The sequence below is a fragment of the Streptomyces sp. NBC_01445 genome, from assembly GCF_035918235.1.
Taxonomy (GTDB): Bacteria; Actinomycetota; Actinomycetes; order Streptomycetales; family Streptomycetaceae; genus Streptomyces.
The window spans coordinates 136088-161307 of record NZ_CP109485.1 but is presented as its reverse complement, the minus strand read 5'-3'; the positions used below and the strand labels follow the sequence as shown (position 1 = coordinate 161307).

The following is a 25220-nucleotide window of genomic DNA, read 5'->3' as shown; positions in this document are numbered from 1 at the left end:
CGGTGGCCCCCGCCTCGAGCAGCACACGCCACTGCGCGGCCATCGTCGACCGCCTCACCTTCTGATCAGGCGGCGGGGTACGGCAGCAGCCCGCTCGCGGTCTTCTCCCAGGCCGCCTTCAGCTCGGCGAGCAACTCCGGCTTGTCGGGCGCCAGATCGGCCTGCTCGCGCAGATCGGCGCCGAGGTCGTAGAGGTGGTCCTTGCCCGCGGAGTCCTGGTAGTACTTCCAGTCGCCGCGCCTGAGCGCCCGATTGGCCCGCACCCGCCAGAACAGGTCCCGCTCGGGCAGCTTCTCGCCCTTCAGCAGATAGCCCGCGAGGCTTCTGCCGTCCAGCGGATACGCCGGGTCGGGCCGGGCGCCGGCCAGCTCCAGCAGGGTCGCGGTCCAGTCGGGGGAGAAGTTCGGTTCGCGGCTGACCTGGTTGTCGTCGATGCGGTGCGGCCAACGGACGATCGTCGGCACCCGGATGCCGCCCTCCTGGAGCACGAACTTCTCACCGCTCAGCGGCCAGAGGTACGACCAGCGTTCACCACCGTTGTCGCTGGCGAAGTACACCACCGTGTTCTCCTCCTGCCCGGACCGGCGCAGCGCCGCCAGCACCTCGCCGACCGCCGCGTCGAGGCTCTCGACCATCTGCGTGTACTTCGCGACCGAGCCGCCGTCGTCGTGCAGCAGTGCGGCGGTGATCTCGGCCTGGCTCTTGGCGGCCCGGATCTTCGCGGCGATCTCCGCACCGGTCTCGGCGTCCTCCTCGCTCAGCCAGGGCCAGTGCGGGGTGGTGAAGTTGAGGTTCAGCAGCCACGGCTTGTCGTGCTTGCGGCCGACGTACTCCACCGCCCGCTCGGTCAGCACCTCCGTGTAGTAGCGCAGGTCCTTGTACTCGGCGTCCCCCTCGTAGAGGTCGTAGTCGCCGAGCTGGCCGAGCTTGGAGAAGTACTCCAGGACGCCGCCATGGTTGCCGAAGAACTCGTCCCAACCCGACTTCGTGGGGCTGTAGTCGGGCAGCCAGCCGCAGTGCCACTTGCCGATTAGGGCAGTGGAGTAGCCCGCCTTCTTCAGCAGGGAGGCCAGGGTGGGATGGTTCGGGTCCAGACCCTGGGTCCTGTTGGCGATGGGCTCGGCGAGCCCGCCCTTCGTACGGCCCGGATAGCGCCCGGTGTACAGGCTGAACCGGGTCGGCGAGCAGGTCGCCGACCCCGAGTACGCGTCCGTGAAGCGCACCCCTGCCGGGCGAGCCGGTCCAGGTTCGGGGTCTTGATGTGCGGCGCTCCGTACGAGGAGAGGTCGGCCCAGCCCAGGTCGTCCCCCAGGATGACCAGGAGGTTGGGGCGCCGGCCGGAACCGGCGGAGGCGGTACGGGCCTGGAACGGGCGCTCGGTGGGGGCGGCCTGGTCGGGGGCTGCCACGGCGGCGGTGGCCGTACCGGCGACGGCGGTGACCGCGCCACCACCGACGAGACCGCCGAAGGTACGACGGGATATTTCGGGCATGCGGGTTCCTCGGAACGGACGGGTGCCACGACGGGACACGAAGAGGGAAGAGAAGAAGGGCGGGCGAGGAGACTGTGGGCTCAGCGACAGATGGCGCTGGACTGCCGGCACAGGTCGACGTGGCGCCGCTCCACGAGCGCGACGAGCGCGCGCGGGTGATCGGCGGAGGGCCTCATGCTGAGCGACGGTGCCAGCGGGCAGCCCGACACGTCAAGCCAACGTCCATGCAGTGGACGCACCTGAAAGGTGCGCGGGGAACTGCGCAGTCTTTTAGGGGCGTCTGGGGGCGCAGCCCCAGGACGGGATGGGACGGGTAGGGGTGGCGGTGACGAAACAACCCTCACCCCACCACCCGCAGCAGCAGCACAGCCCGCGCCGGCACCGTAATCGCGCCCCCCGCGCGATGCACGACGCCGGGCGCCCGCCCCTGCTCCTCCCGCGAGGTGTCGACGGCAACCTCGTACCGCTGCGCCCACGGCCTCCCCGGCAGTACGAAGCTGGCCGGCCGATCCCCGGCATGCAGCACCGCGAGGAAACTGTCGTCCACAACCGGCGCCCCCCTGGTCCTAACGGGAATGTACGGGGGGATTCCATGCGCCGTTCCATCGCTGCCGCCGCAGTCGTCACGCTCACCGCCACCCTTGTGGCCGGGTGGGCTGGTAGTACGTCTCGTGGTCCATGCCGTCGGGGAAGTAGTCGGCGCCAGAGCGGGGCGTGACGGCTTCGCACCTGTCCGCGTCGCTGTTCGAGGTCGATTACCTCACCGTCGATCACGCGGAAATCTATGTTGGCTGGAGTAGACATTGGATGGCGGTGTGGTTATGGTTTCTCTCGTAGCCGAGATCGAGCAGGGCCTGGCAGAGACGAACTGCCGGTCAGTAGTACATGCAGTTGCAGTTGGCAGGACGGTGCGGTGGCGGAGTTTCGAAGCCAGGGTTGTTGCAGGACGGCGACGGGACTGGCGACCGGACCGGGCGGCTCGCAGTTATCAGGGGCCGCCGTGGCAGTACCCGTAAGTGCAGTTCGCAGTACTCAGCAGTGAAGTCAGTGAGCAGTACCTCGGTGAAGGCGTCAGCTGCGGGCGCGCGCACCGGGAGGTTCGGCAGTGGGGTTCTAAGCCAGAGCAGATGCAGGACGGGCGACGGGGCTGGCTGCCGAAGAGTGGCGCTGTTCGAGGCCACGAGCAGTTCGTAGTACCAGCAGTACGCAGTTCCGCAGTTCCCGTTTGGTAAGTAGTTGATCAAGAGGGAAGAACGGAGGAGTTGAGCGCCATCAGGATCGCCCGGGTGGAGTGTTGAGCCCGGGTACCGCAGGACATCGATAGTGAGGTGGTCTCCGGTCAAGCAACCGCGATCCCCGCGTCCCCGACAACTTCCAGGTCGGGTCAGCGGATACAGAAGGCCGGCGCAGTAACCAGGGTCGGCAGATGGTGTAGCAGTTCCTTCGGGGCTCTGGTGCCGGTATGGCACCAGGGCCCCTCCACGCGTTCCACAGAGAGGTGTAATGACAGCAGACGATTCATTCGGCCGTCTCGATGACGACGACTACCCCGCCTACACGATGGGCCGGGCCGCCGCCATGCTCGGCACCACCCAGGGCTTCCTGCGTGCCATCGGCGAAGCCCGCCTGATCACCCCGCTGCGCTCCGAGGGCGGCCACCGCCGCTACTCCCGCTACCAGCTGCGCATCGCGGCCCGCGCGCGTGAGCTCGTCGACCACGGCACCCCGATCGAGGCTGCCTGCCGCATCGTCATCCTCGAAGACCAGCTCGAAGAGGCCCAGCGCATCAACGCCGAATACCGCCGCGCCGCCGAATCAGCGAACCCGACGACCGCGGCCTGAGCAGCTGAGACCTGCAACTCTCCCAGGAGCTTCGCGACTGCGTCCCGCGCATGCTGACCGGGACGCACAACGTTCCGGGCAACTTCACTTTCTACAATCAGCGCGGCCGCCGCCCTGGCCATGGGGTTCAAGCTGTCGAGCGCCCTGAGCCCGGGGCGGGCATGACAGTCGCAGCACGGACTTGAGCTGGCGCCGGTCGCCTTCGGGGAGAGCGTCGGGGTGTGTGAGGATCCAGCGAGTGACGGCGCGGGCCGATGGCGGCCGGGGGCCGACCGGTTGGGGTTTGCCGCGAAGGGTCCTGCTGACGTAGTCACGGACGCCGCCGTAGCCGCGTGGATAGCCCTGTTCCCTGATCTCCTCCCACAGTTTCCAGGCGTTGGTGCAGCCTTCCTGCCAACGCTGGTCGAGGTAGGGCTTGTAGGCGTCGAGCCTGGTCACACGACCTTGCCACTGCCCGGTGAACATCTCCTCCGGGGTGGCGGCGCGGGAGAAACGCAAGATCGTGTTCAGGGTCATGCCGAGTTGCCTGGCGACCGAACGCTTGCTGTGACCGGCGGCGAGGAGAGCGTGGATGGTGGCGTGCTTGGCACGGGTGCGTTCGGCGAACCGGTGCCCGGCCGGCCAGGGCGACAACGCGGCCGACTCGGCCTCCTCCTGAGGTTCCTCCGGCTGCATGGGCGTGGGCCACAGGCAGCCGCGCTGCCGGTAGACGCACTTCTCGGCGGCTTCGCCCAGGTTGTGCCAGAGATGCCATCGGTCGGCGACCTGGAGGGCTTGCGGGGCGCCGCGGGTGGCACCGTCGGCGAAGAAGGGAGCCCGGTCACGGCAGATGATCTCGATGCCAGGCCGTTCGGCGAGCCAGGCCGCGAGCGTGTCTGCCTCCCGGTCCGGCAAGAGGTCGATCGGACGGCGTGTTTCGACGTCGACGAGCACGGTTCCATAGATACGGCCCTTGCGCTGGGCGTATTCGTCCACGCCGACCACACGGGGTGTGGCAGTGGCGGGGTCCGGGAGCGAGGCGATCAGCCGCAACAGAGTGTTCCTGCTGACCGGGACTTTGAAGGCGTCCGTCATGCGGGCGCCAGCCCGGCCTGCGAGCGCAAGCCCCACCGACACCAACGTCGATCGCAGCCGCTCGGTCCGTCGTCCGAACAGGCGAGTGAGACCAGGGACTTGCTCAGCGAAGGTCTTGCGTGGGCAGGAGTCCTCCGCGCAGACGAATCGCCGCACCTGCAGGGTCACCACGACGAACTTGCCCGCGCTCGGCAGGTCACGAGGAAAACGCAGGTAGGAGCCATGTATCCGCCCTGACCAGCATCCGCACTCCGGACAGGCCGCCCGCCCTACGGTCGTCCGAGCTTCCACCTGGACGACCGTGTCGGTCACCTTCACCGATTCCACCAACACGCCCTCGACCGAGGAGAACAGCAGCTCATCCGGCTGCGGCAGCACTTCGTTCACGGCGAAGGACTGTCGACCACACTGCCCTCCCGCCGGGCGATTTTCGGGCGAACTCAATCGCCATCACACGAAGATCAACAGTCACCCTGGGTACGCGACCACACGAAGTGGACCAGAGCCCGAGTTTGGACAGCAGTTGTTCACCGTCTCGGGAGTCGGTTGGATCGGGGCGGGGTCGATGTTCACGAGAACGGGAGGCACCTGATCCGGAGCCTGTTCCGGGTGCCGGTCGGTGAGTGTTGAGGGGATTGTCGTGGAGTGGTCAACGGGATTGCTCGGGTTCGCCGCCGGGCTCCTGCTATCGGTCACCACTGCGCCCGTAGGCGTCTCCGGGGCGGTCTTCCTGCTGCCCGTTCAGGTCAGCGTGCTGGGCGTGCCGAGCCCGGCCGTGACACCCACGAACCTGCTCTACAACGTCGTGGCCGGCCCCGGTGCCCTCCTGCGCTACTGGCGAGCAGGGCGACTGGGCGGGCCACTGACCCGCCTACTCATCGCGGGCACCGTCCCTGGCGTCGTCATCGGCGCCGTGATCCGCGTATTCGCCGTTCCCGGCCCGCGCGTCTTCCGTCTCCTCGTCGCCGTGCTGCTGTTACCGCTCGGGCTGTGGCTGTGGCTCCGGAGCGTACGCCCGGCTCCACAGAGCGCCCGCGACCAGCCTTCGCCCCGCGCGACGACGTCGCTGGCCCTGGCCGTTGGTGTCGCCGGCGGCATCTACGGAATCGGGGGCGGCTCCCTGCTCGGCCCGATCCTCGTCGGCCGCGGCGCCCCCGTCTCCACCATCGCGCCGGCCGCCCTGGCCTCCACCTTCGTGACTTCCATGGTCGGCGCGGCCACCTACGCCCTCCTCTCCCTGGCCGCCACGGGCGACGTCGCTCCTGACTGGCTGTTGGGCCTGTCTTGCGGAGCCGGAGGACTTCTCGGCGGATACCTCGGCGCACACCTCCAGCCGCACCTGCCCGAAACCGCGCTCCGGCTCCTGCTCGGCACCCTCGCTACCAGCGTCGGCGCGCTCTACACAGTTCAGGTCCTTCGCTGACCGTGCTGCGTCCAGTCACCCACGGCCCGCTGGGGGAGCGTTCCCGCCGCATTGGGAGGCGGATTTCGAATCGCGGGTGGAGGACTTGCTGGCGGTTTCGGCCTCCCCAGGGCGCGCTCCCTTGTTGGGGTGGGCGGCGTTCTGGGCCCGCTTCTCCGATGTGCCGTGTTCCTTGGCCTGAGGGTCCCTGTCAGCACCGTCACGGCGCGGGACACGTCGGATCCGAGTCGGCGTCGCTTTCCGGCTGAGGCGGGTACGTCAGGTGGCCGTCCTTGACGTGCGCGTTCTTGTTCAGGACAGCCCGCTTCGCGGTGGCGGCGGACGTGATGTCCAAGACTTCGACGCCCGCGACGATCAACGCGTCGGTGATCAGCCTGCGATGGCAGCGCCAGGGAACCGCTTCGCTGCACATGATCGCGGGCCGTTCGTGTTCGGCCAGCTCCAGCAACTCGTGCAGGCCTTCCTTGAAGGCGTCGGTGTCCATGTAGTCGGCGTAATCGCGGAAGGCTTTTACCTGCCATGCGCCGTTCGCGCTCGGCACGCCTTTTGGGGTGTGCCGTCGGCCGCCCAGTTTTGGGATCCACCGGTATTCGATATCGGGAGGCAAGGCATCGATGATCGCTGGCTGGTTCCACTGCGGGAACTTTCTTGACGACGGGAACGAGCGGACATCGACCAGGCAGGTCACGTCATGGGCCCGGAGCATCTCCAGCACTTCGCTGAAGTCGCGGGTCGAATGCCCCACCGTACAGATCCGGTTCACCAGCCTGCCGTCTCGCTCATTTCCTACAGTTTCGTCAGAGCTACCCCTTTGTGGATGGCGATGTGATCGGTCCTGTCGCTTTTGATCTCATATTGCGGGTCGCTTTCGGTGCAGTGCCGCACGTACCCTTTGTACTCCACGTCCCGCGTGTGCTTCTTGATAATGACGCCCTCGACGTACCCGGCTTCGGAGTTCCATCGGACGTGGTCCCCCACAGCGAACTTCTCCGCCATCCCAAGCTCCTTTTGCTCGGCGTTCAGGCGCGCCCGGTCAGTCCTTGGCGGACCGTACGTAGACGCGTCCGCCGTCGGTCTTCGCCTCCCAGCGGGGCTCGTCGACGGCCGCCGGTCCGCGCATCACTTTGCCGTCTTTGAGCCGGAAGACGCTGGCATGCCAGGGGCAGCGGATACAGCCGTCGGCCATGACTTCGCCTTCGTCGAGCGGCCCGCCTGCGTGCGTGCAGGTGGCCGAGAGCGCGTGAAGGGACCCGTGGTGCCGGACGAGTACGACCGGCACTCCGTCCGCTGTCACTCGGAGGGGTTCGCCGTCGCCCAGGTCGGACTCCGCTGCGACGTCGGTCCAGTCGGTCACGGTCTGCTGGAACGCGGTGTGGTTGACGCCTACGCCCTGGACGAGCGACAGGTGCCCGCCCAAGTACGCGGCGCACGCGGTGATGCCGAGCCCGACTCCGCTCAGCGCCATCCCGAGCTCGTGCCGTCCCCGCCTGCGGGCGATCCAGGACGCCGCTTGTACTGCGGACGCCGTCATGTTGCAGACCGCGTGCACGAGGCCGACCCGTTGTGTGGCGCCGTAGGTGTCGGACCAGTCGGACGCTCCTGTCGCCGCGGCTGGCAGCGTGGCGATCAGTCCGATGCCGACGAGTCGACGGGCTGATGCGGCTCCGGCCTTGCCCGCGGTCAGGTCGAGGACGGAGGCCATGGTCCAGGCGCCGATGGGCACGTCCGTGAGCATCGGGTGCAGCGGGTGTCCCAGCCAGGTGCCGGACAGCGCGTTCTTGATCGCGTCGGGATGCGTTGCCCGCGCCACCCAGCCGGCAGCCTTGTGCGAGACGCCGTCGAGCGCCTGCAGGCCCTCGACCTGTTCGGTCAGCTTCGGCAACATGGTCGCTCCTTGTTGCGGACGGACAGGCTGAGCGGCTTTCGGAAAGCTACCGACCCATGGTCTCCCCTGGCCGGGCACCCGCCAACTCGAGCACCTCCCCTTGGACGCGACGACTCTCGGGCACACTCTTCTCGCGGAAACTCGCCAACATCTGTTCTCTTGATGACACCAGATGACGGTCGGCCAGTGACGGCTAGCGTGAAAGCGGGTGGATCATGTCCGCGGCCGAGGGTTATCCGGGCCGGGCGGCTGCCGACAGCCCCACCCTGGCCGAACTGGATGCGCGGCTCGTCCTGTGCCGGGCCTGCCCGCGCCTCGTCGCGTGGCGCGAGGAGAGCGCACGCGTCAAACGTCCAGCGTTCCAGGACTGGGACTACTGGGCGCGGCCCGTGCCCGGCTTCGGGCCCACGGACGCCTCGCTCGTCGTCACCGGCCTGGCACCTGCGGCGCACGGCGCCAACCGGACCGGCCGCATTTTCACCGGCGACCGGGCCGGCGACCTGTTGTACGCGACGCTGTACGACCTCGGCCTGGCCTCCCAGGCCGCATCGACGCGCCGGGACGACGGACTGGAGCTGTACGGGGTCAGGGTCACCGCGCCCGTCCACTGCGCACCGCCCGCCAACAGACCCACGCCTGGCGAGCGGGACACCTGCCGCCCGTGGCTGGCTCAGGAGCTGCGGCTGCTGTGGCCGACGATGCGCTCCGTCGTCGCACTGGGCGCCTTCGGCTGGCAGGCGGCGCTCTCCGCACTGGAGGAGGCTGGCTGGAGCGTGCCCCGGCCGCGCCCGATGTTTGGCCACGGCGCGCGGACGACACTCACTGCGTCGGACGGGACGGGCCCCGCGATCACGTTGTTCGGCTGCTACCACGTGAGCCAGCGCAACGTGTTCACCGGCCGGCTCACTCCGACGATGGTGCGCGAAGTGCTCGAGGCTGCCGCGCACTGCGCCGGCCTGCCCGTGGACGGAAACGGAACCGGCCCGGGGCCGCCCGGGTGACGACGACGCTCTCAGAGGGCGGTATGTGAGTGAGTAGATAGTTTGTCGTCGCCTGAATGTGTAGCAGTGTGGCGTTCCGGCGGGTGGGGGTCGTGGGCATCGTTCAGAGAGCAGCACTGGCGACCAAAGCCTCTGCCGAGGGTTTCGGACTAGACAGCTGCACACACGTCAAGCAATGGGAGAAACTGGGAAACTAGCGAGACTCGACGGACGAGCCTGCGAAGGAGCCGCGCGGTGGGCGACGAGTCGCTGTTCTATCGGCCGGGAAGCACGCTGCTGACCACGATCCGTGCGTATACGGGCGGGCCCGCGCCGAGTCGCCGTGACGACCCGGCCGTCCGTTTCCATCCCGGCGGAGTCGCGTACCACCAGGCGTACGGATACGTTCCCGTGATCAAACTGGGCTGGCCGGCGGTCCGCGCGGTCGCCGTCCTCCCCGGACCGGTCCCGGACCGTCAGGCTCTGTGCGTGTACCGGCTCAACGAACCACCGGAGCCCGACGTCCCGGCCAACGAACTATTCACCGGCACCGGGCGGGGCCTCGGAGTCCACTTCCATGCGCTGTTCGGCACGAAACTCGTGGTGCACCTGCACCACGTACGAGGCCCGTCCCTAAGGAAACTCGCCCAGCGCCTACCAGCCTGGACAGACGGCCGCATCACCCTCACCACCGAACGCCCAGCCTGAGAGGGCGGTAAGTGACGTGCTGCCTGTTTCGCGCTTGCGGCTGGGGTTGTCGGGCTGGTGGTGGCCTCTCCGGGTGGCTATGGCCGTGGCTGGGTGAACAACCCCTGCTCGGTCTCGATCAGGATCCCGCGTTCGACCAGCCGCTTGAGCTTCAGCCGGACGTTGTTGACGTTGCTGGGTGCGATCTCCAGATCCATCGCCTCGCAGACCGCCCGTGCCCGCAGCGGGGCGTCGGCCGCGGCGGACACCGCCATGATCTGCCGGTAGTCCGGATGGTCCGGCAGCTTCGCGGCCGGCGGCGTCGGCGGGGACGGATCAGGCAGCGCCTGCAGGGTCTTGCGGGTGATGCGGACCTCCTCGGCGACCCGGTCGAACTCCTCCAGTTGTGCGGTGAGTTCCGCGATGCGTCCCCGCGTGGCCTCGGCCTGCACGGCGATCTCGCGCTCTTGCTCCTCCAGGTGCGCCAGCACCGCTCCCAAGGTCAGCTCGCTGCCGCTCATGCGCCGCGCCAGGTGGGGGTGGAGGTCACGGTGAGCATCCGGGCCATCCGGTCGCTTATGGCCCAGTACACCCTCGACTCGGCGGAGGCGGGCCGGTGCTCGTAGTCCCGTACCAGCCTGCGGTGCAGCATCATGATCCCGTTCACCTGCTCCACCACCCACCTCTTGGGCTGCGGGACGAACCCGCTGGTCGCCGGGTTGCGCTCGACGACTTCGACGTCGATGCCCACTTTCTGCCCGTGGTCGATGACGGCGGTCTTGAACCCCTGGTCCACCAGGGCCTTGTGCACCGTGTCGGTGTCGGCGGCGACCTTGTCCAGCAGGGCGATGCCGGCGGCGTTGTCGTGCGCGGACGCGGCCAGCACCACCACCGCGATCACCAGACCGAGAACATCAACTGCCAGGCCGCGCTTGCGGCCTGGGACTTTATTTTGCCGCGTCCCTTCCGGTGGTGTCGGCGGGCACCCCGACGGCCGCGTGCAGGCTCTGGGTGTCGAGCACCACCAGGCTCGGGTCGGCCTTGCGCCCCCGGCTCTCGCGGACCTGCCAGCGCAGCAGGTCGTGGATGGTCTGGTCGGTGCCGTCGTCGCGGCACTTGTAGAAGTAGTACTTCACCGCACCGACCGGGGGCAGGTCGTGGGGGAGGTAGTCCCACTGGCAGCCGGTACGGGACTGGTAGAGCAGGGCATTGACGATCTCCCGCATCTCGTAGGCGCCCTGGTGGCCGCTGACGGAGGGATGCTGAGCCTTCCAGGAGGCGATGACGGGTTCGATCAGAGCCCACCGCTCGTCGGACAAGTCGCTCTTGTAGGGCTGGCGGTCGCTCACGAAGAACACTCCAGCACGACAGGACTCCCCGATCAGCCCCGATGCGCCTGCGCCACACGTTCCAGCGACAACAAACGTGGCATCACGTCACATACCGCCCTCTGAGTGTCGGCGGGACTGGCACTCGCGGGGCCTGTAGCGCTCGGGTTTCGGTCAGCGTTCGATGTGATAGCGGCTTTGGGAGATGATGGCCTGGCGGAGTTTTGTGGTGAAGTCGGGGGTTCGGGCGATGCGGTCGACGCCGCCGGCTTTGCTGTGGCGTAGGGCACTTTTGAAGTTTTGCTCCAGGGTGCCGGTCATGCGGGTCATCAGGTCGTCGCTGAGGTGGGCGAGGTCGATGTTGAGGAGATCTCGTGTGGTGGGCTGGCGCAGCCGGGTGAGGGTGTAGGCGGACATGGAGGCCAGGGGATAGAGCCAGTTCTCCAGGGAATCGCCCAGCAGCGGCCGGTCTTCGGCGTACCGGGTGAGGAACATGCGCAGCCTGGTGTGGACATCGAGGCAGAGGCGGTAGATGTCCAGGTCGTGTCGGGACGAGAAGATCTGGGTGTAGTGCTGATCATCCAGCAGCAGGGCATCGGAGTGCCGCAACGCCGTGTGCGGCTCATGCTGGACGAAGGCCGTGAACTCCCGTGCCAGACGGGACATGCTGACAACCCGTTCAAGTGGGAAGCCGAGGTTGCGGTAGTAGCTGGCGCGGCGTTCGTAGTAGTAGCCGCCGGCGTGCGTGAGGCTCTCCTCGATATCCTTCTGGATGGATTCGGTAGCCCGCAGGGCACCGGCAGGCAGCTGTGTCTGACTGTTGGTGGCTCGGATGATGCGGTCACGGGCGGTGCCGGACTCGGGGGCGACGACGACCTTGACCAGGAGCGAGCGGTCACGGTGCTGGCCGCCGCTTTGGAAATAGCTGTAGATTTCGTGACTAGTCTGCAGCCCGTTGACGATCTGGGGCTCCTTGACGACGATCCTCTTGCCGGCGATCTGGGCGGCGTCCGCGACCACCGTGACACCGTTGTTGAACCACCAGAAGTCCTCGCCGGTCCCGGACTTGAGGGTCTCACCGATGGCGTTGTTCACCGCGGTGGACCCTGCGTAGTCGCGCACGTTCGACTCGAACAGCTCCAGCCGCAACGCCTCGTTGCCGGACGTGATGAAGCGGTAGTACTCGTCCAGGCGTGCCAGGCACACGTACCCCTCGCCGAGCGAGGTGCTCATCGGGGTCTCGGTGAAGACCAGTTGTGCGACAGCTTTGGCACCCCGGGCGGTGCGCTCGCGTAGATCTGCGGCGTTGAGGTACTCGATGGTGGCCTCGGAATCGGAGGTGATCTTCGCGATTTCCCTGCGTAACCGGTCGCCCTTGGCCTTCACATTCGGGTGCGGCGCCTCGGATGCTTTGCTGGCATAGATCACCTTGATGCGGACCTGGGGGAAGGAGGACGCCAGTTCTTCGAGGATGTGCAGGAAGCGCCGTGTGCGGTCCAGGAGTCTGGCGTTGGTGTGGCTGGCCAGGTCGTCCTCGTCGCGGCTCATGTCCAGCAGCGCGGGCAGATGGAAGTGCAGCTTCTCGATTACGGTTTCCTGGTAGCCCGAGGTGTTTTTCGCCTGCAGGATCACCAGCTCGATCTTCCCCGCCCGCGACGGCAGGAACTGATGAGCGTCGGCGGTGATGTAGCGCTCGTCCACGAAGGTCCAGATGCCGTCGATGCCGCAGTCGTGCGCCCCGTCCACGATGCCGTCCATGATCTCGTCGGTGTCGAGATCCCAGTCCTGCAGTGCTTTGTCGGCAGCAAAGAAGGTAAAGAAGTCGTCGCGGCTCTTCTCAGGCGCCAGCTTTCGGTGTTGGTCCTCCAGGATGCGGTCCAGCAGCCGCTGGTCATTGTTTTGGGCCGACGTCATGCAGCACCTCCATCAAGGAGCCAGAACCCGGACAAAGAGATGCTGACAGGCTGATGTCACGGTGAACACCCTGCACACCGACAGGAGTTGGAGGAAGGGGGCAGATGCTCTCGTGTCGGTGCCACTTCGACCTGGCGGTACGCAGGTGCTCACCGGTGGACGCCCTGGCGAACAACGTGTCGTAATCAGTGACTTCGTCAACTACCGGGACCCGGTGCGGCCTGAGACCTGCCGGGAGGCCGTCGACCTGGCCGAAACTTTGCTGCCCGCCCCCCCGGGTGGCACCCGCGCGGTCGTCCTCGTCACCGGCACCACCCAGCTGGCCCTGTGACGCACCCTGCTGACGGGAGTCGAACCCACCTCGGCCGCTTCCAGTGTGCTGCGCCGCCGCGACCCCCGCAGCCTGCGCGGCTGGGCTCAGTGGGTCAACATGTTCCACACGGAGGACCGCCTGGTGCGTCTCCATGAGCTGACCGGCGGCTGGCGTCAACTGCTTAAAGACACGCTTCATGTATTCGACCGAGAGGACACCCAATTGCGCTTGGAACCGGTGTTGCGCCAGTGAGTGGCGCCGATTCGCATGGTTGACGGCGAGCGGCTGCCGCCCGATGCCTGGCGCGGCCTATGCATTGCAGGCTGATGAAGGGTGTTGCTGCGCATGCAGGCGGTGTGATGCCGCGGCGGCATACGTCCTCACCTGCTAGACGGTCTACCCGTAGACTCTTCTGTCTGGGTAGACAAGAGAGTTGCGTCTCTGTCAGTCTTCTTGGTGCCGCCGCGTGTACGCGGCTTCTGGGGAGAGGGGTGGGAGTCATGGCAGAGTTTGATCAGCAGTTTGTTTCGGTGCCGGTTCCGCGGGAGTACGTCACGCAGGTGTACGCGTTCCTGGCGAGCCTGTCCGGGGCGACGGTCCCTTCGCCTGCGGCGCCTTCGGAGGTGTCTGGGGCGGACGGGGATGGCGGCTGGCCGTACCGGGAGTGGGGCGTCGAGGACCTGGGGGACCTGGCCGCGAGTCAACTGGCCTCGGTGCAGACCGTGATCGGTCTGCTGGACGTTCTGGCTGAGCAGCCGGGGAGCAAGGTGGGCTACACGTTTCTGGTCGATAGGCTCGGGGTCGAGCGGAATCAGTTGCGTGGCTCGCTGGCCGCGTTCACCCGCGTGGTGCACAAGCACTACCGGCGGCGTAACTGGCCCATGTCCTGGGAGGAAGGTCCGGGCCAGAGCGACGGGTTCAAGTCCGAGTTCTTCTACACCGTGACCGAGGACCTCGCTGCGCGCTGGAAGGAAGTGCGCGCACAGCGGTAACAAGGGCCAATGGGGCCCAGGTCGGGATTCCCTACACCGGCTGCAGTCGCCCGATGGCTGCAGCGCCGTTTGATGCGTCGTTGATGTCGTCGCCAGGAGAGAGGCAGTCTTCATGTCCGGGCCCGTGCAGGACTCGTCGCTTGACCATTTCGGCCCCGACGGGATGCGCCGGATTCCTGTTCCTGGCGCCTACAGGGTACGTCTGCCCGACGGAGCCCGCCGGCAGCTGGAGAGCGTGGGAGTGCCGCTCATCGTGGCCCCCTACTTCACCGCGGCGAGCCCTTCGGACGCCCTCACGCTCGGCGTGTTCGCAGGTCACCATGACCTTGAGCCGCCGCCTGCCGACATGACCGACTGGCTGCGCATCGGCACCGACCGCCTGGCGCACCTGTGTGTGCGTCCCGACGGCACCGTGCAGGCCGTGTTCCTGGACGCGGTGGGGGAGGACGACATGCTGGTCTCCTCGAGCCTGGCCGCGTTCACCGCCCAACTCGCCTGCCTGGACCGCCGACTGCCCGTGATCGCCGCATCGAGGGACCTCTCGGTGGCCGCGGCCGCGTTCCGCGAACTCAACGCTGAACTGCGCCTGATCGACGAGGCGGCGTTCGACGCGCGCGAACGCTGGTGGCCGCGTGTCCTGGACGACGTCCGTCACACCCTGAACTTCCCGTTCTCCTCCGCATTCGAGTACCTCGACGACGCAGGCAGCAAGCAGATCGTCACCGACGCCACCGGACCGGGGCGCGCCCACCCCGAGGAACTTCTCTGGAGCCGGCTCGAGGAACAGGGCATTGCGCCGGAACAGGTCCGCCGCGTCTACTGCGAACTGCAGCCGTGCATGATGCCGGGCCACTACTGCGCCGTCTGGCTGCAACGCACCTTCCCTCACGCCGAGTTCACCCACAGCTTCGACTACGGGCCGGAAGCGGCGTCCCGCGAGGAAGGCCTCAAGGAACTGATCACCTACGCGGCGCAGCAGGCCCGGCGGTGAGCATCCAGAGCTGGCGGCGGCCGGCAGCCGGACGGGAGCCGGCCGCGGCCGCCCTGCTGGCCTGGCTGACAGACTCGGACGCACCTCGCATGTGCCTGGTAACTGGCAGTGCAGGCTGCGGCAAATCGGAACTGCTGGCCTGGCTGGTCGCGCACGGCTCACGGCCTGGCACATCTACCGAGCGCCGTGTGCACGCCGTGGCCCCCCTGCACGGCATCGGCCTGCACGGCGCGGTCTGGGACCTGGCCCATCAGCTCGGCGCCGCCGCCCGCACTCCCGGCGAGCTGATAGCCGCACTGGCAGCCGACCAGCGGCCGACCACGATCGTGCTGCCCGACCTGGACCACTCGGCAGACCCAGAGTCCTTGAGCGAACTGGCCCTGGCCCTGGCCAACCTGCAGCACGTCCGACTCCTGGTCGAAGTGACCCACGACAGCCCACCGGCCGCACGGCTCAGCACACGCGCACCGGCCGTCATGGACCTCGACCACGACCAGTGGACTGACGCCGCCCGCCTCGCTGCCTGGCAAGCAGCCAATCCTGCCGTCCCCGCCCAGCACCCGCAGACGCCGGACTTTGCCATCGATCTGGACGACCCGGCTCAAGTCGTTGGCGCCGACCCAATGACGGTGACCACCCGGTACGAGACCAGCCCCACAGACCACGCAGGGCTGCGCACTGCCTGGCTGCGCGCGGGCCAGTCGCTCACCAACGAACCACACCCCGCAACCCGCGCCCTCATCCTCCAGACCGCCCTCGGCGACAACGCCGACCCACGCCTGGCGGACCATCTGGCAGAGCTCGCCGAAGACGCCCCCTGGCGTCTCGTCTGGAGCCGGGCCAGCGGCGACGTCAGACCGCCCTGGCCCGGCCCCGTCCGCGCGCTGGCGACCGGACGCGACGCGCTCGACGGCACCGTCTTGATGGCCGACCACCGAGGGATTGTGCGTGCCGTAAGCGCGGCCGACGCAGCCCCTCAAGGCCGCCTGCCAAGACCCTTCCCCGCGACCCGCACCCTGGCCGTGCTGCCCGGCGGGATGGCCCTCACCCTGAACAGTCAGGGCCACCTGGACACCCAGCACAGCCCCGCGGCGCCCAAACCGACCGGCATCCAGGCCCTCCTGGACGACGGAACCAGCCCCACGGAACAACTCCTCGACACTGTCCGCGCCCACCTGGCACGCCAGCCAGGCCAGGTCCTCGCCGCATCCGGCACCCTGCTGGCTACCGCGGACCGAGCCGGCTGTGTGCACGCCCATCTACTGGACCAGCCGTCAGCCCGGCCGCAAGTGGCAACCCTTCACCCGACGCCCGTCACAGCCCTGGCAGTCATGGACGTCAAATCGTCGGACGACACGGATCCCCTGCCCCTGGTGTACAGCGGCGGGGCCGACGGCCACGTCCGCGTCTGGTCGCCCGGTCATGATCCACTGTCAACACCGGTTGCCACACGGGAGGTTGCGGTCTCTGCCCTGGCCGCCGCACAGGTTGAAGGCGAGCCCACGCTCGCCATCGCCTGGACGGACGGCCTGGTCGAGCACCACTCGCTCAGCTCCGGCACAGTGCGCCCCCTGCGCCTGGGCTCGGCGGTGCATGCCCTCGCCCTAACCGCCGTCGGCAGCCTGATTGTTGGAACCGATGAGATGGTCGGCTGCCTGCGCCCCTGCTGAACCCACCGGGGCTCAAACAGAACGGTCCACGGTTGACGATCTTTTACTTACCGTAAAGGGTAGGGAGGTTGAAGCTTTACGGGGGAAGGACAATGTGTGGGAAAGAAGCTGCCCGACGAGCTCGTCGAGGTGCTCGACCTCGTCGGCGTCAAGTGGCCCAACATAGACGAGGACGAGGTCCGCGGCAGCGCCAAGGACTACCGCCACCTGGCCGAGGGCATCCGCGACGTCATCACCGAGGGCAACAAGGCCTGCTCTCATATCGTCGCCGGCCGCAGTAAGGGCAAGACCGTCGATGCGCTCGACCGGCGCTGGGGCAAACTCACCACCAAAGACCTGACCACCTTCATTAAAGCCCTCGACGATCTGGCAGATGCCCTCGACGACTGCGCCGGCTTCATCGAAGGTTGCAAGATCGCCTGCATCGCCGAGCTGAGCACCGCCGCCGCGGCCGCCACCGCAGGCGTCATCGGCATGTTCTTCACCGTCGGCCTCAGCGGCCTGCTCAGCGCAGCAGCCATCGCCGCCTGCCGCTTCGCCCTGCACGAAGCCATCGACTACGCCATCGGCGAGATCACCTCGGTCGTCACTGACAAGATCGAGGCAAAGATCCTCGGCAAGATCGAGGACCTGTTCACCGACCAGCTCGACGCCCACGACGACAACGACCTCTCCCGCTACGCCACCGGTAGCGCCGACATGGCCCAGGACCTGGCCATCGAGTTCGATGAGTTCGAGAAGGCCTCGGGCGGCTACGACGAGACCAAGCGCAACTTCGATAAGAAGAAGAACGCGCACAAGACCGGCGGTGCCAAGCGCCGCAGTTCCGTCAAGAAGGACAGCCGCTTCCACAAACTGTCCACCGTCATGGACAAGGCCGAGGACGCCGTCGAGAAGAAGACCGACGAAACCGTCCACGTCCTGGAGAAGCACGGCGGCAAGATCGACGACTCCAAGAAGGAACACAAGAAGAGCGACGAGAAGACCAAACGCGACCTCGACGGCTGCAAGGACGTCCGGACCTACATCCTCAACTCGGACGGCTCCGTGGACCGGCTACTACCCAACGGGCAGATCGATTCGGACGGCCTGACAGCGACAGACCGCAGGAACCTGACCAGCATTATCGAGCCGGACGGGACGGTCTGGCGCCCCCAGACCGACAAGGATCTCCGCAAGTGGCGCACCGGCAAAGGGCACACCGGCGTCGTCACTTCCAAAAAGGTCGACCCGTTCACCAACGACCTCGGCCAGGCCACCCAGCTGGCACGCAAGGCCCGCGACGACTACGGGGCCGGGAACTACGCCGCCGGCCGCTACATCGACCCGAAAAGCAACCAGGAATCCATCCTCGTCGGCTACAGCGACGACCGGTTCCACTCCGAACGCAACATCGGCCACCCCCTACTGCACAACGGAGCACAGTCAGGCCTGCAAGAGGTTTTCACAGAAAGAGAACCATGTCAGAAGAATCCAAGATGCAACAAATGGCTTGACTACTACTTCAAGCCGGCCAACCCCGACCTGACCGTCACCCATGCCGCCGACTACGATCAGAGTGACAAGTCCACCCAGAACAAAGAGCACGCGGCCTACATGGACCGGCTCAAGAAGGCGCACGGGAAGAACTGAGGCGTGATCCCTTGAAGAGCACTCTGACCGCCGACCAGCTCGTGCGCGCTCACGGCCTGGACAACATCGTGTACTTCCCTCAACACACAGGCACGCCGTTGGAACCCGCCACAGCAGCCTTCCTCAGCGCTGTCGGCATCCCCAACATGCGCCTGTTCAAGACACGAGCCGACATCGGACTCGAGGACCCCGACCCCGTCGAGCTCGGAGCCCTCTTCGACCTTGAGGACGACGACTTCGACTGCCCGGCCGAACGCCGACACTGGCAGACCCTCGGCTACCTGCGCACCACCCTCATCGTCATCGACCCGGACTCCGGTGCCGTACACGGCTACCCGGAGGGCGAAGAAGACAGCCTGCCGCTGCACCGCGACGTGGAATCACTCGCCTACTGCCTGACCGAGTTCCGCAAACTCCAGGATGCTCACGCCCACAAAGACAACACTGAAGTAATCGTTCACCACTTCCGCGAGGCCGTCACCGCCTTCGATGCCACCCCCCTCGAAGATGACGAATCAGAGTGGAACACCATCCTCGATGAAATCCTCGACGGGATCTGGTAACTGCAACGCCCCACCAAGATTCCTCGTATCAGCCGTGCTGGTCACCAGACGAACCAGTGGGCGCATTCGGCCTGTCGGGCGTGTACTCCCCCCGCTGTAACGCAGCACACAACCGTCTGAGGTCGCCGACCGGACCGCCCGAGCAGGCCACCCAATCCCCGTCCTCGAACTTAGCGGGATCGATGCTGGGACGCGCCGTGTCGACGTTGACGAACTCGTGGCGCTGGCACAGGTCTTCGGACTTAGCCCTGAGCAACTGCTGGAGCCGCCGGCGGACTGTGAGCACTGCCATGGCGCGCCGCCAGCCGGATTCATCTGCGCGCGGTGTGAAGCCGCCAGCCTGCCCGAGCGCGCACCGGCTGAACCCACCGCATAACGAAGGCCCCGCCTGGAACTCCAGGCGGGGCCACGGTGGGATGCGAGATCAGTACGCGCCGGCATCTCTCAGCTCGTCACGCACGGCGTCAAAATTCTCAGGGCAATACGCCTTCGTCCCCGTCGCCACAAGTGTGTACGCGTCCTGCTTCACCGTCCCCCAGTCGTCGCCGATCGGGTACAAGTTGCCCTCGCCGAGGAGCTGTCCAGTGTTCAGACCGTCGCACCACTGTGGCGGGAACGCGGTCAACTCGTCGTCCGACGGCTCCCCGTTGAAGGTGATCTCGTGGGCCGCTTTGAGGTAACGGGTTTCCTTGCTGATGGTCGGCTTGGCCTTTGGTGTCGTGGTCGCCTTCCCGTCCTCGCTTGCGCCGCAAGCGGTGAGGCTGGCGAGCAGGGCGGCGGCGAGTAAGGCGGTGGCGGTGCGGCGCATGGTGTCCCCCAGGTTCGGTGTAGTGGTGGGCATGATGCGCAGATGTGGGGACCGTGTGAAGTTGGAGTGTTCAGGTTGTGGCATAGAGGGGCCCCGCAATGACGGGGGAACGTGGCGGGGCCCGGACTTCAGTGTGTCAGCGCTCGTCCGTCGGTGCGCCTGGAACACGCGGGGTGCGTGGAGTGAGGCCCCGCCGCGACGGGGGCGCAGCGGGGCCTGGATCAGCGGCGGTTCAGCCGATGCCCCACTGGCCGGTCTGGTCCGAGAAGCCGGAGTCCATGGCGAACTGCACCTGCGTCACCTTCGAGCTAGTCGGGGCCTCGAACACGATCCAGCCGAGTGCCTTCCCGCCAGGGGTCAGCTTGACGCTGGACGACATGGACGGGCCGGCCGTGATGTCCCCGAACGTGGACTGGAACTGCTGTCCCTCGGCGTCGGCGACCTGAGCCCCGTTGGAGGGGCTGTCGTTGTACGCCTTGGTGCCGGAGTTGACGAGCTTGAACTGGACGCCGATCCAGCGCTTACCGGACTCCGGGGTCATGAAGTCGTCGCTGCTCTTGGCGGGGTCGACGACCTTGACGACGGTGACGTCGAGCTGACTACCGTCTTCCATGCCCTTGAGGGTGATGGTGTCGCCGGTCTTGGCGTCCTTCTTTGCGGCTTCCTTGGCCGGCTTCTCGGCCGGCTTCTTGGCGGGCTTGTCGTCCGCCTTGATGTCGCTCTTCTTGTTCGGAGTGGTGGTGACCTCGGAGCCGCTGTTGCATGCGGCGGTGAGGGGGAGGAGGCCCGCGAGGAGCAGGGCTGCAACGGTCTTGGCGGCGCGGTTCATTGGCAAGGGTGCCCTTTCTGTGAGCGACATGTGTGTGACCTGTGAAGGAGGCGGATGGTTGTACACCGCCGCTACTTTTTCTTTGGCGCGCACGGGACCGGCTTCTCCTGACCGGGTAGTAGCCGCCGCGACTGGCCTTGCACTCGGTGGCGTGCTCGGTGTCTTCTGCTGCGCACGGGTTCATGGGTTGGTCAGCGGCCCCAGCAATTCGCGAGGACCGCAGTGACCAAGAACGTGTTGTCCTGGTGGTGGTGGACGACGTGCACTAGGCGCAGATGGTCCGGGTCGACGGTGACCCCGGTCTCTTCGCGCAGCTCCCGTGCGGCGCCCAAGCGCAGGGGCTCCCCTGATCGAGCTTGCCCGACGGCAGGTGCCAACGGCCGTAGCCGTAGGGGCCGCCGCGTTGGGAGAAGAGCAGCTTGTCGCCGTCGCGGAGGATGACATGGGTGTCGATCAGGGGTTTTGCGACTTTCGGGTTCATGTTTCCTTGGGGGGTTGTTGAGGTCGGGGAAAGTGCCGACGCTGCTGGCGGCTCGGGGGTGCGCGTCGGCGATTGCGGATGCGACGTCCGATGGGGTGGCATCGCTTTCGCCGGTGATCAGCCGAGGCCACAGAAGTAGGCCGCGCTACGCGGCCGGAACGGATTCGAGGTGCTCGATCGCGCGGTTGCGGTTGTAGACCATCGCGTTGATGGCGAGGGCTTGGAGGCCGAGAAGGGCTAGGCGTTGATCACGTTCTTGGACTCGGCGCGGTGGCGCCCCTTGGGGAGAGCCGTCTTGGCCGTCAGTCCTCGCGACTGCCACGCGTTGTCACGAAGCTTGAACAGAGCCCAGTAGCGGGTGGGGCACAGCAGCACGATGTTCATAAACACGGACGACGGGGTTCCGACAAGCCACGAGCGCCACCGCTGGCGTGTGGTCATGTCCGGCCGCATGAGTACGTACAGACCTGACTGGCCGTATCGGACTACGAGGTACACCGCGAGGTACACCAGGGCCACGCCGGGGTTGTGGTATCGGCCGCCCAGGGTCATCACCGTCATCACGACAGTCCAGGCCAGCATCACAGGGGTGATGACGAGCTGGAGCAGACCGAAGGTCGGCGAGATGAGCTGCTTGAGGGACAGCCGCGAGTACACGAACGGCAGCATCCACCACCATGACCGGGCCCAGCGCAGACGCTGGCGGTAGGTCTTCTTCAGCGTGGTGGGCATGTCAGTGACCACGCCGGCCTCATTGACGGCCACGACCTCACCGCGCATGAGGGCCCTCAGCGCCAGCCAGCGATCGTCCCCGGTTCCGCACTCCACCTCGTAAGCGTCCAGGTGGTCGTAGAGCAGCTCTGCCCTGTACAGGGCCAAGGCGCCCGACGTGGTCTCCAGTGCTCCGAGCATGGAGCGCGAGGAGCGCATCATCACGCACGAGGTGCCGATGTCGATGTCCGCAGCCCTGGAGACCCAGGTCTCCTCGAAGTTGCGGATGTAGATCATCCCAGTGGTGGCCTGAATCCGCGGGTTGCTCATGGCCCGGAGCTGCTGCTCCAGAGCATCCGGGAAGGGCTCGCCGTCTGAGTCGATGGTGAGGACGAAGTCGAAGTGCTTGCCCTGCGCCTGGAGGTGACGCAGTACCGTGACCTGGGCCCCGCGCTTGCCCTTGTTCTCCTGCCGGTGCCAGAAGACCTGGGGGTGGTCGAAGGGCTCCACGGGGTGTTGCTGCGAGCCGTCGTCGATCACATGGATCTCATCGAGGGGATGCGTCTGGGCCAGCAGCGACCACACGGTGCGGTGCAGTTTGTCCGTGGGCTCTTCGAAGGCCGGGATGATGGCTACCGTGCGGCCGCGAGCCACGGGCAGGTGTGTGAAGGACCGGCCCTTCAGGAACGAGACCAGGCAGAGCACGATCACCATCATGCCCAGCCACCAGTAGAACGTCAGGATCGGGCTCTTCGACTGGAGGTGGACCACCACGGTGGCAGCGGCCAGAGCCGCTACCACCACAGCAGTCACCACGGTGAATCTCGCCCGTGATGAAGTGCTCAAGCGGTCACCCGCTTAGTCCGGGTCGCCAGGCGGAAGACCGCCACGCCGCTGATCACGAGGAGCATGGCTCCCAATACGATCCACCCCAGCGCCGTGCCGCCCGTGGCGGCGAGAGCGGCTCCTCCAGTGGCGGTGCCGATCGCGGCACCCACACCATTGTGTCCGTACATGTGTTCCTCCTTTCCGAGCGTCAAAGACGCTCGACGTTGTCGCGGGCCGGCATGGCACCACGCGTGTGCCGGAGCGGAGGCCGCCTGGTCGGCGACTTTCGTGAGGTCGAGGGTGTTGTGGGGCGTGAGTGGCACCACAGCGTCGTACTCCTCGACCGGGATCTCGCTCCCGCGTCCCACGTCGTCCGTGGGGGTCCAGGACGTTCACAGCGGCTCCCGCGCCAAGAGCTCGACCGCGTGACGGGGCGGAGCTCTCCCGCTGTTGTTCCGTCTGTGCTCTAGAGCCGCTCGATGTGCTGGGCGCGCGTCATGACGCCGCGGGTGTCGAGGACGTAGGCGGCCTCGGCGGCGAGTTGCGTGAGGTCGAATTCGCCGTGTTGGGTGAGCAGGAGGACGGCGTCGAAGTCGGCAACGCTCGTGCCGTCTCCCGCGGATGCGAAGGGGATGTCCCGGCGGCCGCCTTCGGTCAGGTAGGGGTCGACGACGGTGACATCGGCGCCCATGGCGCGCAGCCGGTCGATGACCTGGATGGCCGGTGATTGGCGGGCGTCGGACGTGCCGGGCTTGTAGGCGGCGCCGAGGGCGAGGATGCGGGCCCCGTGCACGCTGCGGCGGAAGCGGCGGCTGAGTGCATCCTGCAGGCGGCGCACCACGTAGTCGGGCTGGCTTTCGTTGATGTCCTGGGCCAGCTCAACGAGCCTGAAGGTCTGCCCGTGCTGCGTTTTGACGTGATGGCTGAGGTAGACGGGGTCGATGGGCAGGCAGTGTCCGCCGACGCCGGGGCCGGGCAGGAACTTGGTGAACCCGAACGGCTTGGTCGCGGCCAACTCCAGGGTGTGCCAGACGTCCACGCCGAGGGTGTGTGCCATCCGGGAGAGTTCGTTGACCAGGGCGATGTTGACGTGCCGGTAGGTGTTCTCGAACACCTTGGCCAGCTCGGCTTCTTCCAGACCGGAGGCCGGCACGGTGACGTCGGTGACGGAGTCGTAGAAGGCCTTCACGCGGCGCAGGCAGGCTTGTGTGAGACCAGCAACGATCTTGGGCGTGTTTTCCAGACGCCAGAGCGTGTTGCCGGGGTCGATGCGCTCGGGGCTGAACCCGACATGGAAGTCGCGTCCGGCGATGAGGCCCGAGCCCTCCTCCAGCAGAGGGACGAGCACATCGCGGGTGGTACCGGGGTGCGTGGTCGACTCCAGTACCACGGTGGCGCCCGGCTCCAGCCATCTGGCCAGGGTTCGGCCGGCCTCGCGCACACAACTGAGGTCGGGGGCACGGTCGGTCAGCGGTGTCGGTACCGTGATGACGGCGACGTCGAAACCCTTGAGATCCTTCGGATCCGAGGTCGGGGTGTAGGCCCCCGATTGCAGCACGTCCTGCAGACGAGTCGAGTCGATGTCCTCGATGTAGGACGAGCCGGTGGCCAGTCGCTGGCAGCGGTTTTGGTCGGGTTCGTAGCCAGTCACGATGTAGCCGGCCTCGGCGGCCTGCAGGGCCAGAGGCAGGCCGACATAGCCCTGCCCTAGAACGCAGATGTGCATGGTGGTGTCCTCCCCTTGATCCGGCTCGCAGGCATGCGGGTCTGGCGCAGGAAACTCTCCATGCCGAGCCGCAGGTAGCCGGGGTCTTCGTTGTAGGCGGGTATCAGGATCGAGACGTGCAGCGCGTCCAGCCGGCGACGGGCGCGGCCGGTCAGGTGCGGTACCCGCTCGAGGTGGTACATGAAGGCCTGCAGCAGGAACACCAGGAACAGGCTGATCCAGACCACGGTGAGCTGGCTGCGAGTCTCGGCGTCGGTGGCGAAGGCGACCACTGCGTGATGCGTGGCCCACGCGGCGGCCGACAGAACAACGATGATGCCCATGACGACGGTCGCGGACCGGTGCTGATGGGCGCTCAGCACCGGCGCACTGCGCTGACGGCGACTCACTTGCCGTGCCGCGCTGGGGACGTGGACGTGGACGTGGACGTGGCCTCGTCGGCGGCGAGCGTGCGGCGGAACCCGAAACGAATGCACAGCAGACCCGAGCAGAGCAGGCCCGCCGCGGTGGCGAACATCGAGCCGCCGATCGGATAGCTGATGCCACCGATCACCAGAACCGGAGCCCCCGTCTGCGCAAGCTGAGCGTGTCCAGGCATACGTATATCCCCCCCGTGGGAACGGCCGTTGGATGGAAAAAATGATAGGAGCAACTGTGGAGGTTCCGTGCAGTCCTTGAACTTTGAAAGAGCTTTCTATGCCCACCGGAGGGGCACCATCCGGTACGGCAACGGAGAGTAATGCCAGGTCAGTGACACACAAGCATGATCGAATCCCGTGACACAACTGCGACATTCAATTTCCGGCACCCGCGCCAAACGGCCTCTCACGTCACACCTGTCACACCGTCAAGTGCCGCTCACCCTCCAATCGTTGGCCAACGATCGCCCCGATCCATGGCCAACGGTCAATTAAATTCAATGAAGAAGCGGAATATAAAACCGGAGCCATGGCGCGCCACTTGGGCGGCGCAGCCCACAAGGAAACGTGGCCTGCGATGCGTTCAAGCCAGGGAAGCCGAAAGGTTCACGCCAGCAATGCGCATGCCGGAT

General features: G+C 66.8%; 24 protein-coding genes and 4 pseudogenes. 10 read left to right on the top strand and 18 right to left on the bottom strand.

The window, feature by feature from the left end; all coding sequences use genetic code 11:
* Window positions 1-65: 65 nt before the first annotated feature.
* The 3 genes and pseudogenes from OG574_RS00790 to OG574_RS00780 form a co-directional block, all read right to left on the bottom strand.
* Window positions 66-1492 (bottom strand): annotated as a pseudogene (locus OG574_RS00790) (sulfatase family protein).
* 80 nt (window positions 1493-1572) lie between these two features.
* Entirely contained in the window at window positions 1573-1668 is a 96-nt protein-coding gene (locus OG574_RS00785) for a putative leader peptide (RefSeq protein WP_326771367.1), read from the bottom strand.
* A 164-nt stretch (window positions 1669-1832) separates the two neighbouring features.
* Window positions 1833-2054, bottom strand: a pseudogene (locus tag OG574_RS00780) (hypothetical protein); the annotation flags it as partial.
* Between the two features lie 941 nt (window positions 2055-2995).
* Here OG574_RS00780 and OG574_RS00775 point away from each other — a divergent pair.
* Complete coding sequence (locus tag OG574_RS00775) at window positions 2996-3334, top strand: MerR family transcriptional regulator (RefSeq protein ID WP_326771366.1); 339 nt, start codon at window positions 2996-2998, stop codon at window positions 3332-3334.
* An 84-nt stretch (window positions 3335-3418) separates the two neighbouring features.
* Here OG574_RS00775 and OG574_RS00770 read toward each other — a convergent pair whose 3' ends face one another.
* Entirely contained in the window at window positions 3419-4795 is a 1377-nt protein-coding gene (locus tag OG574_RS00770) for an ISL3 family transposase (RefSeq protein WP_326771365.1), read from the bottom strand.
* A 253-nt stretch (window positions 4796-5048) separates the two neighbouring features.
* Here OG574_RS00770 and OG574_RS00765 point away from each other — a divergent pair, with 253 nt between their 5' ends.
* Entirely contained in the window at window positions 5049-5831 is a 783-nt protein-coding gene (locus tag OG574_RS00765; RefSeq protein ID WP_326771364.1) for a sulfite exporter TauE/SafE family protein, read from the top strand.
* A 199-nt stretch (window positions 5832-6030) separates the two neighbouring features.
* Here the strand turns inward: OG574_RS00765 and OG574_RS00760 are convergent, their stop codons facing one another.
* From OG574_RS00760 to OG574_RS00750, 3 genes are read right to left on the bottom strand one after another with little or no spacing between them, the layout of a single operon-like run.
* The gene (locus OG574_RS00760; protein WP_326771363.1) at window positions 6031-6594 is read right to left on the bottom strand and encodes a DUF488 domain-containing protein; all 564 of its coding nucleotides are present in this window, start codon (window positions 6592-6594) and stop codon (window positions 6031-6033) included.
* Window positions 6595-6617: 23 nt separating this feature from the next.
* Entirely contained in the window at window positions 6618-6827 is a 210-nt protein-coding gene (locus OG574_RS00755) for a DUF2945 domain-containing protein (protein ID WP_326771362.1), read from the bottom strand.
* A gap of 37 nt (window positions 6828-6864) precedes the next feature.
* Window positions 6865-7716, bottom strand: coding sequence for a Rieske 2Fe-2S domain-containing protein (locus OG574_RS00750; protein WP_326771361.1), 852 nt, complete (start codon window positions 7714-7716; stop codon window positions 6865-6867).
* A 215-nt stretch (window positions 7717-7931) separates the two neighbouring features.
* Between OG574_RS00750 and OG574_RS00745 the strand changes: the two genes are divergently transcribed.
* Window positions 7932-8717: a uracil-DNA glycosylase gene (locus tag OG574_RS00745; RefSeq protein ID WP_326771360.1), complete on the top strand. Its 786-nt coding sequence runs from the start codon at window positions 7932-7934 to the stop codon at window positions 8715-8717.
* A gap of 234 nt (window positions 8718-8951) precedes the next feature.
* On the top strand, window positions 8952-9404 hold the full coding sequence (locus OG574_RS00740) for a hypothetical protein (protein WP_326771359.1): 453 nt from the start codon (window positions 8952-8954) through the stop codon (window positions 9402-9404).
* Window positions 9405-9481: 77 nt separating this feature from the next.
* On the opposite strand, the gene OG574_RS00735 is transcribed toward OG574_RS00740, so the two are convergent.
* The 3 genes and pseudogenes from OG574_RS00735 to OG574_RS00725 all read right to left on the bottom strand — a co-directional run bounded on the left by OG574_RS00735 (window position 9482) and on the right by OG574_RS00725 (window position 12625).
* Window positions 9482-9904 (bottom strand): hypothetical protein, encoded by a 423-nt coding sequence (locus OG574_RS00735; RefSeq protein WP_326771358.1) that lies wholly within the window; start codon window positions 9902-9904, stop codon window positions 9482-9484.
* Window positions 9901-10732: pseudogene (locus OG574_RS00730) on the bottom strand (IS5 family transposase). The gene OG574_RS00735 and the pseudogene OG574_RS00730 overlap by 4 nt, the downstream one beginning before the upstream one ends.
* Before the next feature lie 153 nt (window positions 10733-10885).
* Window positions 10886-12625 carry an AIPR family protein gene (locus OG574_RS00725; RefSeq protein WP_326771357.1) on the bottom strand — a complete coding sequence of 580 codons (1740 nt, stop codon included), beginning with the start codon at window positions 12623-12625 and terminating at the stop codon, window positions 10886-10888.
* 376 nt (window positions 12626-13001) lie between these two features.
* On the opposite strand from OG574_RS00725, the gene OG574_RS00720 reads away from it, so the two are divergent.
* The 6 genes from OG574_RS00720 to OG574_RS00695 all read left to right on the top strand — a co-directional run bounded on the left by OG574_RS00720 (window position 13002) and on the right by OG574_RS00695 (window position 18786).
* Entirely contained in the window at window positions 13002-13190 is a 189-nt protein-coding gene (locus tag OG574_RS00720) for a hypothetical protein (RefSeq protein WP_326771356.1), read from the top strand.
* Window positions 13191-13438: 248 nt separating this feature from the next.
* The gene (locus tag OG574_RS00715; RefSeq protein WP_326771355.1) at window positions 13439-13930 is read left to right on the top strand and encodes a hypothetical protein; all 492 of its coding nucleotides are present in this window, start codon (window positions 13439-13441) and stop codon (window positions 13928-13930) included.
* 112 nt (window positions 13931-14042) lie between these two features.
* On the top strand, window positions 14043-14921 hold the full coding sequence (locus OG574_RS00710; protein ID WP_326771354.1) for a nucleic acid/nucleotide deaminase domain-containing protein: 879 nt from the start codon (window positions 14043-14045) through the stop codon (window positions 14919-14921).
* Between the two features lie 188 nt (window positions 14922-15109).
* A complete protein-coding gene (locus tag OG574_RS00705; protein ID WP_326771353.1) occupies window positions 15110-16591 on the top strand; it encodes a hypothetical protein in 1482 nt (493 codons plus the stop codon).
* A gap of 96 nt (window positions 16592-16687) precedes the next feature.
* Window positions 16688-18223 (top strand): nucleic acid/nucleotide deaminase domain-containing protein, encoded by a 1536-nt coding sequence (locus OG574_RS00700; RefSeq protein WP_326771352.1) that lies wholly within the window; start codon window positions 16688-16690, stop codon window positions 18221-18223.
* An 11-nt stretch (window positions 18224-18234) separates the two neighbouring features.
* On the top strand, window positions 18235-18786 hold the full coding sequence (locus tag OG574_RS00695) for an SUKH-4 family immunity protein (RefSeq protein WP_326771351.1): 552 nt from the start codon (window positions 18235-18237) through the stop codon (window positions 18784-18786).
* Between the two features lie 424 nt (window positions 18787-19210).
* On the opposite strand, the gene OG574_RS00690 is transcribed toward OG574_RS00695, so the two are convergent.
* From OG574_RS00690 to OG574_RS00655, 8 genes and pseudogenes are all read right to left on the bottom strand, one after another.
* A complete protein-coding gene (locus OG574_RS00690) occupies window positions 19211-19627 on the bottom strand; it encodes a hypothetical protein (protein WP_326771350.1) in 417 nt (138 codons plus the stop codon).
* 199 nt (window positions 19628-19826) lie between these two features.
* Window positions 19827-20423: a DUF4352 domain-containing protein gene (locus tag OG574_RS00685; RefSeq protein WP_326771349.1), complete on the bottom strand. Its 597-nt coding sequence runs from the start codon at window positions 20421-20423 to the stop codon at window positions 19827-19829.
* Between the two features lie 242 nt (window positions 20424-20665).
* Window positions 20666-20904, bottom strand: a pseudogene (locus OG574_RS00680) (NUDIX domain-containing protein); the annotation flags it as partial.
* Window positions 20905-21141: 237 nt separating this feature from the next.
* A complete protein-coding gene (locus OG574_RS00675) occupies window positions 21142-22428 on the bottom strand; it encodes a glycosyltransferase family 2 protein (protein ID WP_326771348.1) in 1287 nt (428 codons plus the stop codon).
* A gap of 29 nt (window positions 22429-22457) precedes the next feature.
* Window positions 22458-22631, bottom strand: coding sequence for a hypothetical protein (locus OG574_RS00670; RefSeq protein ID WP_326771347.1), 174 nt, complete (start codon window positions 22629-22631; stop codon window positions 22458-22460).
* A 278-nt stretch (window positions 22632-22909) separates the two neighbouring features.
* Window positions 22910-24169 (bottom strand): nucleotide sugar dehydrogenase, encoded by a 1260-nt coding sequence (locus OG574_RS00665; RefSeq protein WP_326771346.1) that lies wholly within the window; start codon window positions 24167-24169, stop codon window positions 22910-22912.
* A complete protein-coding gene (locus OG574_RS00660; protein ID WP_326771345.1) occupies window positions 24151-24531 on the bottom strand; it encodes a hypothetical protein in 381 nt (126 codons plus the stop codon). The genes OG574_RS00665 and OG574_RS00660 overlap by 19 nt, the downstream gene beginning before the upstream one ends.
* 23 nt (window positions 24532-24554) lie before the next feature.
* Window positions 24555-24767 (bottom strand): hypothetical protein, encoded by a 213-nt coding sequence (locus OG574_RS00655; RefSeq protein WP_326771344.1) that lies wholly within the window; start codon window positions 24765-24767, stop codon window positions 24555-24557.
* Window positions 24768-25220 lie beyond the last annotated feature (453 nt).

Bases quoted from the DNA above. Each gene is read 5' to 3' on its own strand.
- OG574_RS00785 (WP_326771367.1), bottom strand. From the start codon at position 1,668: ATGAGGCCCTCCGCCGATCACCCGCGCGCGCTCGTCGCGCTCGTGGAG.
- OG574_RS00775 (WP_326771366.1), top strand. From the start codon at position 2,996: ATGACAGCAGACGATTCATTCGGCCGTCTCGATGACGACGACTACCCC.
- OG574_RS00755 (WP_326771362.1), bottom strand. From the start codon at position 6,827: ATGGCGGAGAAGTTCGCTGTGGGGGACCACGTCCGATGGAACTCCGAA.
- OG574_RS00750 (WP_326771361.1), bottom strand. From the start codon at position 7,716: ATGTTGCCGAAGCTGACCGAACAGGTCGAGGGCCTGCAGGCGCTCGAC.
- OG574_RS00745 (WP_326771360.1), top strand. From the start codon at position 7,932: ATGTCCGCGGCCGAGGGTTATCCGGGCCGGGCGGCTGCCGACAGCCCC.
- OG574_RS00735 (WP_326771358.1), bottom strand. From the start codon at position 9,904: ATGAGCGGCAGCGAGCTGACCTTGGGAGCGGTGCTGGCGCACCTGGAG.
- OG574_RS00725 (WP_326771357.1), bottom strand. From the start codon at position 12,625: ATGACGTCGGCCCAAAACAATGACCAGCGGCTGCTGGACCGCATCCTG.
- OG574_RS00715 (WP_326771355.1), top strand. From the start codon at position 13,439: ATGGCAGAGTTTGATCAGCAGTTTGTTTCGGTGCCGGTTCCGCGGGAG.
- OG574_RS00710 (WP_326771354.1), top strand. From the start codon at position 14,043: ATGTCCGGGCCCGTGCAGGACTCGTCGCTTGACCATTTCGGCCCCGAC.
- OG574_RS00690 (WP_326771350.1), bottom strand. From the start codon at position 19,627: ATGCCCACCACTACACCGAACCTGGGGGACACCATGCGCCGCACCGCC.
- OG574_RS00685 (WP_326771349.1), bottom strand. From the start codon at position 20,423: ATGAACCGCGCCGCCAAGACCGTTGCAGCCCTGCTCCTCGCGGGCCTC.
- OG574_RS00670 (WP_326771347.1), bottom strand. From the start codon at position 22,631: ATGTACGGACACAATGGTGTGGGTGCCGCGATCGGCACCGCCACTGGA.
- OG574_RS00665 (WP_326771346.1), bottom strand. From the start codon at position 24,169: ATGCACATCTGCGTTCTAGGGCAGGGCTATGTCGGCCTGCCTCTGGCC.
- OG574_RS00655 (WP_326771344.1), bottom strand. From the start codon at position 24,767: ATGCCTGGACACGCTCAGCTTGCGCAGACGGGGGCTCCGGTTCTGGTG.